The following is a 19,361-nucleotide window of genomic DNA, read 5'->3' on the forward strand; positions in this document are numbered from 1 at the left end:
GCCGGCATAAATACCCCGATGGACGTCCTTGCAAAACTGTTCCACCGGGGTGCAGGTACAAGAACTGCACAAAATTAATTATTAACTTTTAAAATTTTGTGATGATGAAAAATTTAAATGAAATGGGCGTTCAGGAAATGGATGCAAAAGAAATGAGAGAAGAGAATGGTGGTTTCTTAGGAGCTGCATTATTACTTTTTGGGGCTGGATATGCTATTGGTCGGTGGATTGGTGGTAACCCACTATGGTAATGAAGGTCAAATTTTAAACCTTTTAATAACATTAGAAAATTAAGGTTTGCGAGTTATCCTTTTAAAATAAAAAACTACTGATGGTGGGTTTCCATCTGTATTAATGGCAATAATGTCTATTATTAGTATACATTATTTCCATACTGCTAACTAAATCTCATTATTTTATTTTTAACATTTAATTATTTATATTATGGACGTAAAAGAATATAATCTTTGTGAATTATCTTTAGAAGAAAAGCAAGAAACTGATGGTGGGTTTCCACTATTGTTAATTCCATTTGTAGTTGGTGTATTATGGGGCATTGGAGATGCTATATTTTAGTAACTAATTAACTCCTTAATGTCAAAATAAACAGGTAACTTTTATTTCGACATTAACATTTCTTTAAAAATTGGATTTATAAAAAGTCAACGAAAAATATAACTATGAAAATTTATTTACTATTCATCTATGTTTTTCTTAATACTTATTCTTTTGCTCAATTACCCAAATCAGGAAGAGTGTTTAACTCAAAAACCAACTCTCCCCTCCCATTCGTCAACATCGGCATCAAGGGAACATACAGTGGCACCACAACCAACATCAATGGAGAGTTTTCTATCAACCTACCAAGTAATCCCAAATTCCGGACTTTAGTTTTTAGCTGTATTGGATATGAAAACAAGGAGTACACCGCAAAAGAAGGCGAAAATAACTTATCGATTAAACTTATCCCACATAGTTACGACATAAGTGAAGTAACCATAATGCCGGACAGCACGTTGCGTTCGTTTCTTCGCAAGGCTTACGATAAAATACCCGAAAATTATCCCAATGTACCCACAAAATACGAAGGCTTTTACAGGGCTTCCATCCAAAATCAGGAGGGTGAATATCTTAGGTTTATGGAAGTATTAACAGAGGCTTACAAATCTTCCTACAAAAATAAAGAAGAAGGGACAGTGAAGGTTTTGAAATCCAGAAAGTATCTCTCACCAAATCATATGAATCAGTTTGCCGCTCATTTCTATGGAGGTGTTCATTTATGTCACAGTGTTGATTTTGTAAAAAACAGAACCTTATTTTTATCGGGTAGTAAAAAATATCAATATACTTTACTAGGCTTAGTTAACTATAACAATAGTAAACTTTATCAGATTAAATTTAAACCGGTAAAAGATGATGGCAAGAAAAGTTCCGGATACTTCTATATCGATACAAAAACCTTAGCATATATTAAAATAGAAATCAACAGAACTAAAAAGGAATTAGAACAACGTTCTAAAAGTTTAACACCTTTAATACCCAATGATATTACATCTACTAAAAAATGGTTAAAGGTAAACTATGAAATTGGTGATAGCTATTGTTATTTAAAATCAATCTTTCACAGTGAATCTTATAAAACAAAGGACAGTATTTACTTTACGAGTCCATTAGAATATGTTGTTACAGAAGTACACGATTCTTATGTTGAAAAAATCCCATTCAACAAACAAGTTCCCATAACATATTTACCTGCTATCGAAGCTCAGCCATATTTCAAATCAAATTGGAAATCATTTAACACCTTACCTTCAACTGGAATGTTGGCTCTGGATTCAATTCAGGCCAACAAAATTCTATCCCAAAGAATTAATCAATCATTTTTAGAAAAATACATTGAATTCTACAAAAAAATGGATTTTTCCTTTGGAGTAGGAATATGGTCCAACAAATTAAATCCAAGAAGTTATCAATTAAGCTTTCAAAATTTAAATTTTCGAAAAGAAAAGAATAGCATAAATTATTTTAAAAGCTATTATTTTGATTTTGGTTACAAATTAAACAACAAAAATATTGTTCTGTATCAATGGCACCAACAACTCCAGAAAGATAACTTTATCAAAATCCATAATTTTGGTTACAAAAGGTTAATCCCCCTAAAAACCCTCGGCCGCCAAATAATTGCCAATATAAACGCAGGTTGGGAATGGGAAAAAATAGGTTTCTCATTGGGAACCGCCAAGTCGGAACAGGATTTCAGTTTTGGTGGCAGAAAGTTTAAAAACGAAAAAGTACAGGCCTATGCAGGTTATAAAAGCAATGGCCTTTCCTTAGGTAGCGGTATTGATATCCAGTTGAGCAACGTGTTTCACTTAAGCTTGTCGGGCAGTTATTTTATGCCATCAAAAACGGAAGACATTGTTATTTTACAAGAGCGTTCCGGGTTTTTCCTGGGCAGAAAAAAAGCTCATGAAAAAATATCACACCCGAACGTTCAATATTCTATTGACGGCCAGCCCAGCCTTAAAAGCGGGTTGAAAAACAATAACTGGAGTTTTAGCGTTGGGTTAAAAATGAAGATGTAGGTTTATCCCCCCCGTACCGCACGTGTCCCCATGTGTAGTTTCTACTTAATTACGATCACTCCCTCCAATAAACCAGATTCTCCACTATAGTCTCTTGCTCTACTCTATACATAGTCTTCTGGCTGAAACACTAAACCTTCTTCTACGGCAAAGCTTACAAAATATACCCCTTCTGGATTATGGAATTTATAATTTCGATTCATGAATTATATGATTGGGTTATATTTACCAAATTAGTAAATAGTTTGAACTTAACCAACTTGTTTTACTGCCACACGTGAGGACACATGCGGCAGCGGGTGTAAGAGGCTCTCCGCTAGGTTAAAGCCTAGCGGCAGTCTACTCGATCAGCAACTGAGCCTTTCTTTTTATTATTGATTATCGTCAATTATATTCTAAACCTATCCCCACTGACCTTACAACAAAGCACTAAATTTTTATTTTGTTTTAGAAGGGAGGGAAACCCTAAAACCGTCCTGCAAGGCGGTTACTTGGCAGGATTTGCAAGCTCTTTGGTAAGTTTTGGTGTGAGCGTGGCACGTACGACTTGCCAATGTGCTTACAATTAAGGCTGGGCGTTAATTCATTGTTGCATTCTCAATATATTCTTTCGGACTTTGCCCTGTTTTCTTCTTAAACAATCGGGAAAAATATTGTGGATATTCAAATCCTAATTTATACGCTGTTTCAGATATTGAAGCATTCGGAGCAAGTAATAAATTTTTAGCTTCTTCTACCAAATACAAATTAATCTGGTCTACGGCTGTTTTTCCTGTTTCAGCTTTAATGGTATCTCGCATATATCTATGACTAACACCTAACTTACTAGCAAGCCATTCAACTGTTGGTATTCCGTTTTCCTCCAACTGGATTGAATCAAAATACTCGTCAAGTATTTCTTTGAAACGTGTAAAAAGAGCCTTATTAATTTCTTTACGATTCAGAAACTGCCGTTTATAGTATCGGTCGGCATATTTTAGTAAGGCATCCAAATGGCTTAAAATTATTTCCTTGCTAAACTCATCTTGGTTGTTTTGGTATTCTGATTCAATATTTTTAAAAATTGACTTTATAGTTTGTTCCTCTTTCGGAGAAAGGTGTAAAGCCTCATTTACATTGTAATTGAAGAAATGGTAGCCTTTGATCCGTTTTTGAATATCCAATCCACGAATATAATCTTCGTCAAAAGCTAAAAACCACGCTTCTGAACTTACAACTATATCTTTTACTGTATAGGTCTGGTTTGGGGCAGAAAATAATAAGGTTCCAGTATTACAATCATACTTTGTCCTTCCATAAATAATCTCACCTGAAACAATATTCTTAAGACTGATGATGTAAAATTGGTTGGTATAACTCATTTCTTTGTTCGAAGAAACACAATTCTGAATATCGTCAGCATTTAAGATTTTACTTCCTATACTAAAAAGGGGATTTTCAGGCGCAGGTAAATTCTGAGCCTGATTAAATTCTGTAATATTTTTGAAAGTAATATTATCCATTACTGCAAAGTTAATAAGTAGAAACGAAAGACGTTAATTTCTTTCTGTTTTTTCAAGTAATTGGTTTTTATACACTTCTATTCTAGCATGGGCAGTACCATCAATAAATAAAATAATCATTAGCATTGCAATTGTTGTAATGCTAATTGCTCTCCATGTTGGTGTGTTAACAAAAAAGAGAATTAGAGCAAAAGCAATAATGATTATTGGGATAACAGTAAACACCACTGTTTTATATTCCTTTAAAGTACCATCGACTCGCTCAACTTCTGATTGAACAAAAGCAGGAGCATCATTTTTGAAGTCTTCCGCAAAGCTTGAAACCCTCGTTTTATTGGCATATACTAACCCTATTCCGATTGTTAAAAGTAATATGCCTGCTACAGCGTTAGGAATGATGTATGCTTTTGCCAAGTCTGTTTTTCCTAACTGCCAGAAGCCAATGCTCACTGCTACAAACACAAGCCCAAAAACAATAAAAAATGACGATGAAAATATTTCGGCTTTTGCCCAATCTGTTGCAGTTTTTAAAATTTCCATAGGTTTTGATTTATAAGTTCCACTTAATACCTGTTTCCTTCTCTGACAATTCCCATAATTTCTCAGCAACGACTTTATCTTTTGCGTGTGGTTCTAATTTATGTGCCCCAACTGGACCAGTCCAATTGTTTTTTCCTGTAGGTCCATAAAAGCCTTTCTGGTCTAAATCCTCTTCAGTTGCACACATCAATTCAGGATAAGCACCTTTTTCAGCTGATTGAGTTAATGGGGACAATTTCATTAGACCAAATATAATCCTCATCATTAAACTTCCACTTGTTTTGATAAGAGATGTTCTTGAAGAACCCGGATGACAAGCATAAGCCATAACATCCACTTTACCAGCTTTTTCCAATCTATTCTGTAATTCATAAACAGACATAATCTGTGCTAGTTTACTTTGGCTATAAGCATTATTACCAGTGTAATCTCTATCCCAGTTCATATCGCCAAATTTGATGGTTTTAATTCCCATATCATAGCCCAAACTGCCAACAGTAACGATACGTCCTTTGGATTTTTCAATAAGTGGATATAACAAAGCTTGTAGTGTAAAATGTCCGTAGTAATTCACTCCCATCTGACTTTCCCAGCCATCCACCGTTAACTTTTGGGTTGGTACTTGTGCTATTGCACCATTACACATCAAAGCATCTATGCGCGTCACTTTCTCAAGAACCTCTGCTGCGGCTTTTTTAACAGAAGCCTGCTCTGCCAAATCTATTTGGATAAATGACACATCTACATTGTTACCCAAATCTTTTTTTATCGCTGCGATAGCATCCTCTGATTTTTTAGGGTTACGGTTCAACATTACTACTTTAGCTCCCTTAGATGCAAGAATTTTCGTTGCTTCAAATCCTGTTCCACTGGTTGCACCCGTAATAAGGAATATTTTTCCTTTCTGAGATTTCATTAAATCAGGTGTCCATCCGTTTTTACCAAATATCGTATCACTCATAATTCAAACTTTTAAATTTCAATAAAATTATCTTGATACAAAGTTCGCTTATGTGTGTTGTTTTACGCTTAAACATTTTGGCATTAGATGTATACATTTTAGCAAAAGCTAATTTTAAGTGAGGCATCAAAGCAAATGTTCGTTTTATGTAAGTGGTTTAGATCGTATATATAAGCCAATTGATTTCTATTATATGTCGTTATTTAGTGGTGTTTTGCGGCCAAAAACGGGGTCTAAAACAATATCTCTATTATTTAGGTCACTAACTTAATAATTTATTGGAGTCGAAGCAAAAGCCTCGGCGGTGTAACTTCAGAGGTCAGACCTACGAACTTAAACTACTTCGCCTATTATTTTTGACACATTATTACCCTGCGTTATTATTCTTTTCTTCTTCATTTTTAATTCATTGCCACATTTTTTGCATTTGTAAACCGTTTTATAATAAATCGGAAATACCATTAAAGCTAAGGATATAACAGTTGATAAAATTCTTTTTATCCCTTTCATAGATTTGAATCCCGTATAAAAGTCTGTTGATTCGCATTCTGGGCATTTAATTTTGTTCCCTTGTTTATAATATTTCAGAATAAGCACTTCGCAATTTCTTTTAATAAGATTCAGTCCCATTCCAAAAGAAAATCGCTTTTGCCATTTCCAACTAAGTTAACTATGAATTTTCCTGAAGGTTACTTCTGCATTGTCTTATATTTTAAAAAGACACAACTGTGGCGGTATGAAACGTAAGGAGTTTTGAAACACAAAACTATCAAGTTGCACATAGCCAAATCTTACGATTAGACGCAAATTTAAACTATTTTATCAAATCGCAAGTTTGGCGGACTTTATTAAACGACCTGATGTTACGTAAACCTCTGTAGCTTTCATATTTTACAACAAAGTGTTGAAAGCTGTGCTTTAGTATCTATCTCGTGTTAAGTATATAAAAAAAAACAGTCCAATCGGTATGATGTAAAAAAACAGTAATATTATCGGGAATAAAAAAAATCCAACTCCCATTTTATAAATTATTATACTGTGTCGTTATCGTCTGCCTGCATTCCTAAATGCACAAGAATTGAGCATTGAGAACGTACACACGATTGATATTAAAACAACAGAAATTTTACTCGAAATAGATTTGCAAGGCGACATAGCTGTAGATCATGAAGGAAATAAAATAATTGTTGGAAGTTTCTGGGGAGAAAATGTAGCTTTTGATGAAGCAAACAAAATCACCTCCAATGGTAACAAGAATATTTTCATAGCAAAGTACGATACAGAAAATACCATTTTATGGTTAAAAAATATTGGAGGAGAAACAATACTCTTGGATTTCGGTATTTTAACAAACCAAGCCAATGATGCAGCTACTTCAGTATCAATAGATACCAATAATAATATTTACATTTTAACCCAAAGCAACCTAAACTCCGAACAAATAGTAGATTATGACGCAGCACATATTCACACCAGTTCTATTTTAGAGACTGGTTATGATCGTAATGAGCAAATCGTTTTTGCTAAATATACATCAGATGGAGAATTGCAATGGATAAAAACAATAGGCGATATCTTTAATGACAAGGCATATAAAATGGTACTCGACAAAAATAATGAAATCTGGATAACAGGTACCATGGGCGGATATTCAGGGAATCAAATAGACTTTGATAAGGACAAGACACATCCAGATAATAAAGATATTCTGGTGGGCCAATTTGGCCATCTAGGCTTTATTGCTCACTATGATAATGATGGGAATTTTATCTCCGTAAAAGGAATCGGCGGAGGAAGTACATATTTTACGCATTTAAATATGTATCCGGGTACAATGGGTAATCTTTATCTAACGGGTTCTATTAGTGCCTACAATACGCAATTATTTTTAGAAGACACAAACCCACAAACACTGAACAGCAATGGCAAATTTGAATTATGGCCGCAAAACGAAGATGCTTTTATCATTAAATATAGCAACGAAGGCGATATAAAATGGATAAAAACAATTAAGGGAGGCACGCTAACCCAGGTAAAAACACTTGAACTTTTTAATGAACGTTTGGTTTTGGGTGGTAATTTCCAGGGAAGCAATATTCAATTTGGAAATACTTTTCAAAACAACAGTACTAATTCCGATAGCTTTATCTCTATTTTAAACACTAAAGGAGATTGGATAAATACAGAATTTATCCCTTCAACAGATCACTCTTCCATAAACCAATTAGATATAGAACCGAACGGAACAATCCACTTTTTAGGCTATAATGCTGACACGTACACCGACATACTGAATATGTCGAAGATATTTTTTGGAGAGATCAGAAATGCATTACAAGCCCCAACTGTTATAGAAACAGAATTTAACAACACCATTTTTGTTTATCCAAATCCAACGAAGGACTTCATCCATATTAAAAGCACAATGCCCATCGATCTAATGGAACTTTATTCAATAAGTGGAGATCAAATATGGTTCAGAAAAAAACAACAAAAAGAGGATATTGATATGAAAAACATATCCCAAGGTATATACCTGCTAAAGGTACATTTTGTAAATGGCCAGACTAAGACCATTAAAGTCGTGAAGAAATAAGCTATAGTTCAACCGTTCTCTCTTCGGTTGAGCATCCTCATTGCTGAATGTCTTATTTTCCATCGCCACTCTCCTTTATGATTACTCTTGTTTTGGGTAAGCTCTCAGGATAATTTTGTTGTATAAAATCAATCATTTTTTCACGAATATATACTCTTAAATCCCAAGCTGTAGGCGAATTCTTAGCACTAACAAGTATTCTTATCTCGATGGTAGACTCTCGTGAATCGGTTACCTGAAGAACATTTACTTTTTTATCCCATAAATCAGTATTATTCAATAATCTCGTTAATTCTTTTCTCAGGGGCTCAAAGGGTACAGTATAGTCCGTATAAAGAAAAACACTTCCAATAATATCCGCATTATTGCGTGTCCAATTTTGAAAAGGTTTCTCTAAGAAATAGGTAGAGGGCAAAACCAGCCGTCTTTTATCCCACACCCTTACAACAACATAAGTTAAATTAATTTCTTCAATCCACCCCCATTCATTTTCAACCAATACCGCATCATCAATTCTGAAAGGCTGTGTTATAGCTATTTGAACACCTGCCAATAAAGCACCAACCACTTTCTGTGCAGAAAGACCGATAATAATACCTGCTACACCTGCCGAGGCAAATATACCCATTCCTACTTCACGTATTCCATCAAATGATATCAGAACCAAACCTACCGATATCAAAACAATTATAAACACAATAACTCTTTCTAAAATAGATATCTGAGTATGCAGTTTCCTTGATTCAAGATTATCTTCTTTTGAAATATCGTATCTCTTTAAAATATGATGTTTCAATCCTCTGGTCAATAGGATACTTAACCACGAAAATCCAATAATGAGTAAGTTACGTTTCTGGGAAATTAAAATAGAAAAATCAATTTCAGTCATTTGGGTAAGCCAAATTGAAATCCGTTCCACTAGAAAAAACAATATGATCAGTACAATACTTAAAATCAATCTATAATTTTTTTTCATAGCAAACTATTTGAATATCTTACCCTTACTATAATATTTGATGGGGATAATGGTCAGAAAAATACCGCATAAACTGAACTCGTTCAAACCTTTCTGAGTTTTCTTTGGGTTCATGATGAACACTTCCTCTAAACTCATCGATGCTCACATAGCCGCGCTTATCCATCCAAAGTTCTATATTTTTAAGAATGCCGGCTACCGAACCAACACCATCTTTGTACAGTTTAGAAACCACCTGAACAGTCGCCGCTCCAGCCATAAGCATTTTAATAGCTGTTTCGGCAGAGTGAATACCGGTACTGGCTGATAAATCACAAGTAAGCTTGCCCGACATAATGGAGACCCAACGCAAGGTATTGTAATAATCCTGTTCCGAAGAATAAGGATTACCAGCTTTTACCTCATCGGTCATAATATCAAAATCAACATTATAAAAACGGTTGAACATGGTAATCGCATCCGCTCCTGCATCATCCATTTTTTTTACCAAAGCTGCCAAATTTGATGAATAAGGTGCAATCTTAACGGCAACAGGGATCTGAACATACTGTTTTACCTTTTCAATAATCGATAAATAAAGCCTTTCCTGTTCTCCCGCTTCCATCTCCACATCAAAAGGTAGTTTAAAAACATTTAATTCCAAAGCATCCACCCCGGCCTTTTCCAATTGCCGTGCATAGGAAAACCACTCTCCGGATGTAGCGCAATTTAAGCTACCAATAATAGGAATATCGATCACTTTTTTAGCCTCTTCAATCAACGAGGCCATCTTACCCAACACATTATCCTTCAGTTGGTAGTCAAAATAATCCAGAAACTCCATATTATTTTCAAAAGCACCCAAATCATTCTTCAAGGTATCTTCATGTTCTTTGATAATTTCCTCCTCAAACACTGATTTCAGTACCACAGCTGACACGCCGCTATCCGCCAACTTCTTTATTCCCTCCACAGTAGATGTTAGTCCGCAACTACCTGCTATGATAGGATTCTTCAGGCGTAGCCCCATATATTTGGTTTCTAGTATCTTCATGATCAAGTATAATTAAGCTTATTTATGATTAAGGTATTTATGCATTGCTTGTGCAGCTTTACGGCCGTCGCCCATAGCTAAAATAACGGTTGCTCCTCCCCGCACAATATCACCCCCTGCAAACATTTCCGGAATAGATGATTGTAACATATCCTTATCCACTTCAATAGTCCCCCATTGTGTGGTCTTTAATTCAGGTAAGGAATCAGGTACGATGGGGTTGGGAGAAACCCCTACACTCACCACCACTGTATCCACCTCAATAATCTCTTCATCCCCTTCTATAGGGATAGGTCGTCTTCTGCCACTGCCATCAGGCTCCCCCAATTCCATTTTCTGTACCTTTACCCTGTTTACTCGTCCCTTATCATCTGCCAGATACTCTATAGGATTCGTGCGTGTCATAAATTCAATCCCCTCTTCCTGTGCATGATGAATTTCCTCTTTACGAGCAGGCATTTCATCCATACTCCTACGATAGACAATCATAGCACGCTCAGCACCCAATCTTTTGGCCGTGCGAACCGAATCCATAGCGGTATTACCCCCTCCTATCACCATCACATTTTTACCACTGACCACGGGCGTATCCGTATCTTGCTCCGCAGCATGCATCAAGTTGATTCTTGTAAGATATTCATTAGAACTTAAGATTCCTATATAATTTTCACCGGGAATACCCATAAAACGAGGTAAGCCGGCTCCACTACCGGTAAAAAAGGCCTGAAAACCTTCCTCTTTCAGATCTTCGATGGAAGCTGTTTTACCAACGATAAAATTAGTTTCGAATTGCACCCCCATTTTTTTGAGTGCATCAATCTCCACATCCACAATATGATTAGGCAATCTAAATTCTGGAATACCATATTTTAGCACACCACCTATCTCATGCAAAGCTTCAAAAACGGTTACATCATACCCTTTTTTTGCCATCTCTCCCGCAAAGGTGAGTCCGGCAGGACCAGAACCAATACAGCCTACTTTTACTCCATTTGTAGATTTGATGTCAGGAATGGAAATCTGACCTGATTCACGCTCATAGTCAGCTGCAAAGCGTTCCAGGTAACCAATGGCAACAGGTGTTTTCTTTAATTTTTGGGTATAAAAACAATTGGCCTCACATTGTTTTTCCTGAGGACAAACACGACCACACACTGCAGGCAAGGAACTGGTTTCTTTCAACACCTTGGCTGCTTCCAGAAAGTTCCCTTGTTCAATTCTTTTGATAAACTTTGGAATATTAATCTCCACAGGACAGCCGGTAATACAAGTTGGGTTAACACAATCTAAACAACGCTTTGCTTCGTTTTGTGCCTGATCAATACTTAAACCTGAATTAACTTCCACATAAGATTGAATACGCATATTGGCATCCACCTCATTCATTTTCACCCTTACCAAATGGGTACGTTCTTTATTTTTTATTTTATTTCTTAAATCAACACGCCATTGTTGGGCTCGTTCCGATTTTAAGTAACTTTCTCTATCTTCCATTTTGGAATTACCTTATATATAACAGCTTAACAAAAGCCAAGCTAAACAGTGTCTTAGTTATTCTCTTCTAAATATTTGCGCTCTGCAGCCTTCTCTATATCCTTATAACCATTTAAACGAAGCAACATCTCATCAAAGTCTACCTGATGGGCATCAAACTCCGGTCCATCCACACATACAAACTTGGTTTTCCCTCCCACAGTGATTCTGCAAGCCCCACACATTCCTGTACCATCCACCATAATTGTGTTAAGACTAGCTAAAGTAGGAATATGATGCTTCTTAGTGGTTAAGGCAGCAAATTTCATCATAATAGCAGGGCCAATAATCATGGCTTCATCTATTTTTTCCTTGGCAATGGCTGCTTCCATCCCTTCTGTTATCAATCCCTTTTTACCATGTGAACCATCATCTGTCATCACAATCAGTTCATCTGAGAATTCTTTGATTTGCTCTTCCAGAATAATTAAATCTTTGGTTCGGGCAGCAATAACCGTAATTACACGATTACCTGCTTTTTTATAGGCCTCTACAATAGGTAAAAGGGGTGCAACACCAACTCCTCCCCCACAGGCCAATATGGTCCCTTTATTTTCGATATGAGTAGCTTGGCCTAAAGGTCCCACCAAATCGGTAATATACGCACCCACCTCAAGCGCTGCTAATTTACGCGAGGAAACACCAACGGTCTGCACCACCAAAGTGATGGTTCCCTTTACTCTGTCTGCTCCGGCAATGGTCAAAGGGAAACGTTCACCCTTCTCGCCAATTTTTACAATTACGAAATGTCCAGCTCTTCTTGCCTTAGCAATCCTTGGCGCCTCAACTTCCATTTTTACAACGTTGTCTGAAAAAAACGTTTTATCAATAATTTTATACATCGAATATTTGGGATAATTCTTCATTCCTTTGTTTTATTTTCGACCAGCTCGCCGATGATAAGTTCTGCTAGCAGCAAAAAAATCACACAAAAGTATGACAAAATTCAGATTTTTAACAAAAATAAATGAATTATTCATGCAATTTATTGAAGCAAATCGATATAATATATGATTTTATACAATTTTATATTTTATTTTTGCCCTCCAAATACCTAAATATGGCTAAGAAAAATAAAAATAGTAGAGACGGCATTGTATTTTCAACCAATAATGATTTTGAATACGATTATAACGAAGAACAAAACCAAGAGACACTCCCTCCGTCCCAACAAAATCTGCGTGTGATGCTGGATAAAAAACAACGCAAAGGTAAAGCCGTTACTTTAATCACCGGTTTTGTGGGAGAAGACTGTGATTTAAAGGCATTAGGCAAAGATCTCAAATCGAAATGTGGTGTGGGAGGCACCGTAAAAGAAGGAGAAATTCTAATACAAGGTGATTTTAGAGAAAAGGTAATGGACTTACTAATCAAAGCAGGCTATAAAGCAAAGAAAAGCGGAGGCTAATTGAAGCTTTTGCTTCCAATAGGTCTTTTTAAATAGCGATAGTGATAAATATAATACACCAAAGCTTCAGCATATACAAAACCAAAACCCCCATTAATGGGGATTGGACAGAAGGGCAAAAACAACCATTTTTGCATTCTAAGACAAAATGAAAAAGATACATCAAATACTGTCAACGGGTTTTTTGATCCTGGTGCTATTTCTAAATATTGGGCTAACACTCAATTTAGGACATGGCCTACACGCGCATTTCCTTGGCAACAATCAGATACTTATTCATTTTCACCATTCTCCGGGAGGAGAGCATTCACATAGCAATCCTGATTTTGGAGGTTCTTGTCACTTTACATTCTCCACAACACTTACCTATTTAAACAACTCAGAGAACATAAACATCAGGTCTCTCTGCAAGATCATAGACAACAAAACAGTAACTCTTTCAAAAGATAATTACCAGGCAAAATTTCACAACTACTCTCCTTGGCGCGGCCCACCGAGTCTATAACATTCCCTTCTTTCTCTCAACACTCAGCAACTTACTGTTGTGTCGAGATATATCTCCATATTTTTAAACATATCGACAATAACGCAAATACGCTTCTGCCACACTTAAAACAATGTGACCTTGGCTGGCGTACATTTGCTTAATATGTTCACTCAGACAAATTTCAACAAACCATGCAATCATTAAAAAGCACAATAGTATTTGCCCTTTTACTAATCACTACCCAACTATTTGCCAGCAAAAAAACACCTCCTTTACAGGGTGAAATTACGGCTTCGGGCGAACCGGTTCCCTTTGCCACCGTTCAGTTAAAGTCGAGCACTATTGGATCAGCCTCCAATTTAAATGGTGAGTTTTTCTTTGAAGAATTACCAGAAGGAGAACACACATTAGTAGTTAAAGCACTGGGGCATAAAACAAAAGAAATTACAATTCATTTTCAACATTCAAATCCGCTCCACATTGACATCAACTTGGAAGAAGATGTACTTGGCTTAGAGCAAGTTGTCGTTACCGCTGACAAAACTCAAAAGAAAAGAATAGACGCATCTATGATCGTGAACACCATGACTCCGAAACAGCTCGCTCAAGTTCAGGCTGTCACTCTAAGTGAGGGACTCAATTACACCACAGGTTTACGCATGGAGAATAACTGCCAGAACTGTGGTGCCAACCAAGTAAGAATGAATGGTATGGAGGGCTCCTACTCACAAGTACTTGTCAACGGACGACCTATTTTTAGTGGACTTGCCAGTGTATATGGTTTAGAAATGATTCCTGCCAATATGATCCAACAAATTGAAGTTGTAAAAGGTGGGGGGTCGGCATTGTATGGAAGTAATGCTATTGCTGGAACCATCAACCTAATCACCAAAGAGGCCATCAGTAACTCCTACGAAGCCAGTATTAATAACGGATTGATAGGCATTGGTAGTAGTACTGGCAATGATATGAATCTCAACTTAAATGCATCACTGGTTTCCAAGAGCAAAAACACAGGAGCTAACATCTACGCTTCACACAGAAACAGAGAAGCGTATGACGCCAACGACGATACCTTCACGGAACTAGCTGAACTTAATAACTACACCATCGGAACCAGTATCTACCATCGAATTGGTTACCGAAATAAAATCACCCTGGATTATTTTCACATCAATGAAGATCGCAGAGGCGGTGATATGCTGGATCAACCAGAACACCTGGCAAATATCGCTGAATCTATTGAGCACAATATACATACAGGAGGAATCAACTTTACTCGTTTTGTGGGTGAAAATAACGGACAGTTATCTGTTTTTGGATCGGCCCAGTACGTAGACAGATGGACCTATTATGGAGCAAGAGATTATGGAGAGGATTATATTTTTACACGCCCCATGAACGATCCTATCCAATTGATGGATGGTACACCCGACCTGAGTGCTTATGGAAAAACCAAAGACTTTACCTATTCATACGGTGCCCAATATAAAGGAGGCATTGGAAGACATAGTTTTATAACTGGAGTAGAAAATGTTGGAAGTAAGCTAAAAGACAAAAAACAGGCTTACACAGATCATGACGGAACCTTTTACGATGAAGTAACCATCTCCGATCAAAGCATGAATACATGGGGAGCCTTTGGCCAATACGACTATGAATTAGCGAAAGTTACTTTATCTGCAGGAGTAAGAGTTGACCACTATAATATCGAAAACAAAGAAGACGATGGCAATGCAGACTTATCCAACACAGTGGTCAGTCCTCGCTTAAATATTTTATACAAACCAACAAAACACATTCAATTACGAGGTAGCTATTCAAACGGCTATCGTGCACCTCAAATATTTGATGAAGATTTGCATATAGAAATAGCGGGCAATAGAAAGGTAATACATGAAAATGGCGATAACCTAAAACAAGAAACAAGCAATAGTTTGATGGCTTCATTGGACTACCAAACAGAAATAGGATCGGCAGATTTTGAGTTTATGATAGAAGGATTCTACACCCATTTAACAGATGCATTTGCCAATAACCAAAGTGATCCGGACGAGCAGGGAGTGGTTACCTATACCCGAATTAATGGCGGAGATGCTGCGGTAAAAGGGATGAACATGGAAGCTAAATATTACCCCTCAACAAAATGGAGCATGGATCTGGGTTACACGATTCAGTCCAGCAAATACGATGAAGTACAAGAATCAGGAGTTGGCAATTATACCAAAGACTTTCTGAGAACCCCGGATCAATATGGATATTTTACTTTTAATGCCTACCCCTTAAGAAACTTTACCATTTCATTAAACGGAACCTATACAGGCTCCATGAAACTTGAGTATTTTGGTCCGGATGCCCCTACCCTTACCAATGGCCAAGGAGAAGTCATTCAAGAAGGAGAATTTAGAAACTCCAAAGAATTCTTCGACTTAGGCATCAAAGCAGAATACCTTATTAAAGCCACCAAAGGATTAGATATCAGTCTAAACGCAGGAATGAAGAACCTATTTAATTCCTATCAGGACGACTTTGACGCAGGCATCAACAGAGACCCAGCTTATATTTACGGGCCGGGTTTACCTCGTAGCATCTACTTTGGTATTAAGATTGGTAACCTCTTATAATTACTCTGCATATAGCTGATCGCAAGTAAAGCACGAACTAAGAAAAATAGATAGAACCAAAAAAGGGAATAACATAAAACGTTATTCCCTTTTTTTATATCAAATTCCGATTAATTTGTCTTCTTAACATATTGTGTTAATATCACAATTTGTTGTCCATTTACCCTACCTTCAATATGTTCTGGATTATCATGTACCAAACTAATGCCACGCACAGCAGTACCTCTTTTGGCAGTAAAACCGCCTCCTTTCACGTTCAGATCTTTGATTAACACCACTGTATCACCTGCTTGCAATTGCACTCCATTACTATCAATATGCTTAACTGCATCTTCGTCCTCTTCCCCATCACCTGCTGCCTGAGCCCAGGCTAAAGTGTCTTCATCCAGGTAAAGCATATCTAATAAATCCTGTGGCCATCCTTCCGCTCTTAAGCGATTTAACATTCGCCATGCCATCACCTGAACAGCAGGCACAGTACTCCACATACTATCATTTAAACAGCGCCAATGATTCATATCTACCTTTTCAGGATCTTCTATCTGTTCTTTACATGTAGCACAAATATAAATGCGCTCATTGTTCGGAGATGAAGGCACATCATAAACCGATAAATCATCTGGTGCTCCACATAGTTCACAGACTGAACCACTTCGTGCTATTAATTCTTTTTCTGTACTCATTTTTCTTTTTCTCTGAATAAAATAAAGCTGCAAATATATACAAATAAGTCAGCGAACAAGCCTTCCGGTTAACATTTAACCACAATAAGACTGATAATCAGACTCATACTTATTTTTTATACTGCTGTTTACGTTTCTTCTTTTCCACCGCAAAGCCAAATTTTCCAATACGCTTACCTACCTCATAATAATTACCATGCGAATAACAAATCGGCTTTGCTTTAAATAAAGAAAAAGCACCACTTTCAGAATCAATATACTTTTCGTCGGCTTTTACATTTACTACTTCTGCCATAAACATATCATGCGTCCCCAACTCAAGCACCTGTGTCACCTTACATTCAATATTAACAGGCGACTCTTTAATAATGGGCGCTTTCACTACCTTGGCCATCTCCGGAGTAAGATTCATCTCCTTAAACTTATCATACTGTCTACCAGATCTAACCCCACACCAATCCGTAGCATAAGCTAGCTCCTTAGTAGTCAGATTTATCACAAACTCTCCGGTTTCTTTCAATACAGGATAAGAGTACCGCCCTTTTCGCACCGATATATAGCACATGGGTGGATCAGAACATATGGTGCCGGTCCAGGCGACCGTTATAATATTATAGTTTTCGGGAGAATCACCTACAGTTACCATTACAGCAGGCAAAGGATAAACCATATTTCCTGGTTTCCAGTCAACTTTTGACATAAAATTAGAGTATTTTCAGATGTTCTTCGGTTGTAATTTTTTCACAATAATGGCATTTCAAAGCCAACACATTCGCATTTACCAAAGAAAAATGTGTGGTGATATTTTCATTGTTAGTAATACATTGGGGGTTAAAACACTTGGCAATACCCACAATTTCCTGAGGAACAGTTACATGTTTTTTTTCTACCACCTCATAATCTTTAATAATATTTAATCGAGCATAAGGAGCCACCAATGCAATACGATTCAGATCTTCATCCTCAAAAAACTTATCGGCCACTTTAATAATAGCCTTTTTACCATAACGCTGGCTCCCCAGATTGGTTCCAAATGTGATAAGATTTCCACAATTATCCAGCCCTAAGATACTAATTACTTTGAACAAACAATCGGCTGGTATATGATCTATCACTGTTCCTTCCTCGATGGCACTTACACTTAATTCTTTTTTTTCGCTCATGGTTTCAATTTTAAAAGACGCACAGATTTTAGACTGTTAAAATCAATAATATTTATACTAAACCCAAAATAGAACTCATCACAGCCATACGTGCATACACCCCATTTTCTGCCTGTTCAAAATAGTATGCTTTAGGGTTATTATCTACATCCACATCAATTTCATTGACTCTTGGCAACGGATGCAGAATACGTAAATTATCCTTTGTATTATCCAACATCGCATTATTTAAGATATAAACATCTTTTACCTTTTCATATTCGATAGGATCTACAAATCGTTCACGTTGCACCCGGGTCATATATAAAATATCAGCTCTCGATATAATATCTGTAAACTCGCTATGTTCATAATACTTTATCCCCATAGAATCTAACCAAAACTTATACTCATCGGGCATCCTAAGTTCTTCGGGCGAAATAAAATTAAAAACAGGATTAAAGTGCGACATGGCTTGCAACAAAGAATGAACCGTACGACCATATTTAAGGTCGCCTACCATAAAGATATTCAGGTTTTCAAGCGTCCCTTGTGTTTTTTTTATGGAGTACAAATCGAGCAATGTTTGCGTAGGGTGTTGATTCGCACCATCACCTGCATTAACAATAGGAACGCTAGACTGTTCTGAAGCATACCGGGCACTCCCCTCCAGGGGATGGCGCATCACAATCAGGTCGGCATAATTGCTCACCATTTTAATGGTATCTTTCAGCGATTCACCTTTGGTTGTAGATGAAGAGGAGGCATCCATAAAGCCGACCACCCGACCTCCTAAACGGTTAATGGCCGTTTCAAAACTCAGGCGAGTACGTGTTGATGGCTCAAAAAACAAACTAGCCACAATTTTGTGTTTCAACAGATCCTGATTGGGATTGGCTTCAAATTGTGCAGCCAGTTCCACTATCTTAAGAATCTCAGATTTTGTAAAATCATTAATGGAAACTAAACTTCTATTCTTCATCTCATTATATCTTTAAAAATACAACTACCGGTACTCCTCCAGTTAAAATGACAATCATACTTTTAAAATGCCGTTGGAGTTTACCTCTTGGGTTTCTATATAATACTATATGACTTTCGGGGTAATAAAAAGGAAAGAAAATACGCTTTTCATTCGCTAAAACGCAAAAAAAAGACCGACAATAAGATGTCAGCCTTGTAAATATCATCAATATGAATAATAAAAAACAACCTAAATAATCATCTAATATAGAAGACGATATGGCTTTAATACGATTATTTTTGGATTTAAAATATTCTTTACTCATTC

General features: G+C 36.7%; 17 protein-coding genes. 6 read left to right on the plus strand and 11 right to left on the minus strand.

Features of this window, described 5'->3' with window-relative positions:
- Positions 1–101 precede the first annotated feature (101 nt).
- From CYTFE_RS29940 to CYTFE_RS0109820, 3 genes are all read left to right on the plus strand, one after another.
- The gene (locus CYTFE_RS29940; RefSeq protein WP_154665646.1) at positions 102–251 is read left to right on the plus strand and encodes a hypothetical protein; all 150 of its coding nucleotides are present in this window, start codon (positions 102–104) and stop codon (positions 249–251) included.
- Positions 252–444: 193 nt separating this feature from the next.
- A complete protein-coding gene (locus tag CYTFE_RS31495) occupies positions 445–576 on the plus strand; it encodes a hypothetical protein (RefSeq protein WP_262504898.1) in 132 nt (43 codons plus the stop codon).
- 104 nt (positions 577–680) lie between these two features.
- The gene (locus CYTFE_RS0109820) at positions 681–2,585 is read left to right on the plus strand and encodes a carboxypeptidase-like regulatory domain-containing protein (protein WP_027471641.1); all 1,905 of its coding nucleotides are present in this window, start codon (positions 681–683) and stop codon (positions 2,583–2,585) included.
- Positions 2,586–3,163: 578 nt separating this feature from the next.
- Here the strand turns inward: CYTFE_RS0109820 and CYTFE_RS0109830 are convergent.
- The 3 genes from CYTFE_RS0109830 to CYTFE_RS0109840 are packed head-to-tail and all read right to left on the minus strand — an operon-like array spanning position 3,164 to position 5,588.
- Positions 3,164–4,087 carry a helix-turn-helix domain-containing protein gene (locus CYTFE_RS0109830; RefSeq protein ID WP_027471642.1) on the minus strand — a complete coding sequence of 308 codons (924 nt, stop codon included), beginning with the start codon at positions 4,085–4,087 and terminating at the stop codon, positions 3,164–3,166.
- A 33-nt stretch (positions 4,088–4,120) separates the two neighbouring features.
- Positions 4,121–4,627: a hypothetical protein gene (locus CYTFE_RS0109835; RefSeq protein ID WP_027471643.1), complete on the minus strand. Its 507-nt coding sequence runs from the start codon at positions 4,625–4,627 to the stop codon at positions 4,121–4,123.
- A 10-nt stretch (positions 4,628–4,637) separates the two neighbouring features.
- Positions 4,638–5,588, minus strand: a complete 951-nt coding sequence (locus tag CYTFE_RS0109840) for an SDR family oxidoreductase (protein WP_027471644.1) — start codon at positions 5,586–5,588, stop codon at positions 4,638–4,640.
- Positions 5,589–6,666: 1,078 nt separating this feature from the next.
- On the opposite strand from CYTFE_RS0109840, the gene CYTFE_RS0109855 reads away from it, so the two are divergent.
- Positions 6,667–8,184: a T9SS type A sorting domain-containing protein gene (locus CYTFE_RS0109855; protein WP_044212961.1), complete on the plus strand. Its 1,518-nt coding sequence runs from the start codon at positions 6,667–6,669 to the stop codon at positions 8,182–8,184.
- 52 nt (positions 8,185–8,236) lie between these two features.
- Here CYTFE_RS0109855 and CYTFE_RS0109860 read toward each other — a convergent pair whose 3' ends face one another.
- From CYTFE_RS0109860 to CYTFE_RS0109875, 4 genes are read right to left on the minus strand one after another with little or no spacing between them, the layout of a single operon-like run.
- Positions 8,237–9,160, minus strand: a complete 924-nt coding sequence (locus tag CYTFE_RS0109860) for a mechanosensitive ion channel family protein (RefSeq protein ID WP_027471646.1) — start codon at positions 9,158–9,160, stop codon at positions 8,237–8,239.
- A 28-nt stretch (positions 9,161–9,188) separates the two neighbouring features.
- Entirely contained in the window at positions 9,189–10,193 is a 1,005-nt protein-coding gene (locus CYTFE_RS0109865; protein WP_027471647.1) for a dihydroorotate dehydrogenase-like protein, read from the minus strand.
- An 18-nt stretch (positions 10,194–10,211) separates the two neighbouring features.
- Positions 10,212–11,687, minus strand: coding sequence for an NADPH-dependent glutamate synthase (gene gltA, locus CYTFE_RS0109870; protein ID WP_027471648.1), 1,476 nt, complete (start codon positions 11,685–11,687; stop codon positions 10,212–10,214).
- A 53-nt stretch (positions 11,688–11,740) separates the two neighbouring features.
- Positions 11,741–12,592: a sulfide/dihydroorotate dehydrogenase-like FAD/NAD-binding protein gene (locus CYTFE_RS0109875; RefSeq protein WP_235208152.1), complete on the minus strand. Its 852-nt coding sequence runs from the start codon at positions 12,590–12,592 to the stop codon at positions 11,741–11,743.
- 194 nt (positions 12,593–12,786) lie between these two features.
- Between CYTFE_RS0109875 and CYTFE_RS0109880 the strand changes: the two genes are divergently transcribed.
- A complete protein-coding gene (locus CYTFE_RS0109880) occupies positions 12,787–13,134 on the plus strand; it encodes a translation initiation factor (protein WP_027471650.1) in 348 nt (115 codons plus the stop codon).
- Positions 13,135–13,812: 678 nt separating this feature from the next.
- Positions 13,813–16,245 carry a TonB-dependent receptor gene (locus CYTFE_RS26020; protein ID WP_052343131.1) on the plus strand — a complete coding sequence of 811 codons (2,433 nt, stop codon included), beginning with the start codon at positions 13,813–13,815 and terminating at the stop codon, positions 16,243–16,245.
- A gap of 110 nt (positions 16,246–16,355) precedes the next feature.
- On the opposite strand, the gene CYTFE_RS0109895 is transcribed toward CYTFE_RS26020, so the two are convergent.
- The 4 genes from CYTFE_RS0109895 to pyrB all read right to left on the minus strand — a co-directional run bounded on the left by CYTFE_RS0109895 (position 16,356) and on the right by pyrB (position 19,052).
- The gene (locus tag CYTFE_RS0109895; protein ID WP_027471651.1) at positions 16,356–16,928 is read right to left on the minus strand and encodes a PhnA domain-containing protein; all 573 of its coding nucleotides are present in this window, start codon (positions 16,926–16,928) and stop codon (positions 16,356–16,358) included.
- A gap of 109 nt (positions 16,929–17,037) precedes the next feature.
- Complete coding sequence (locus tag CYTFE_RS0109900) at positions 17,038–17,628, minus strand: flavin reductase family protein (RefSeq protein ID WP_027471652.1); 591 nt, start codon at positions 17,626–17,628, stop codon at positions 17,038–17,040.
- Between the two features lie 4 nt (positions 17,629–17,632).
- Positions 17,633–18,091, minus strand: coding sequence for an aspartate carbamoyltransferase regulatory subunit (pyrI, locus tag CYTFE_RS0109905; protein ID WP_027471653.1), 459 nt, complete (start codon positions 18,089–18,091; stop codon positions 17,633–17,635).
- A 52-nt stretch (positions 18,092–18,143) separates the two neighbouring features.
- Positions 18,144–19,052, minus strand: coding sequence for an aspartate carbamoyltransferase (gene pyrB, locus CYTFE_RS0109910; RefSeq protein WP_027471654.1), 909 nt, complete (start codon positions 19,050–19,052; stop codon positions 18,144–18,146).
- Positions 19,053–19,361 lie beyond the last annotated feature (309 nt).

The organism is Saccharicrinis fermentans DSM 9555 = JCM 21142 (assembly GCF_000517085.1).
Taxonomy (GTDB): domain Bacteria; phylum Bacteroidota; class Bacteroidia; order Bacteroidales; family Marinilabiliaceae; genus Saccharicrinis; species Saccharicrinis fermentans.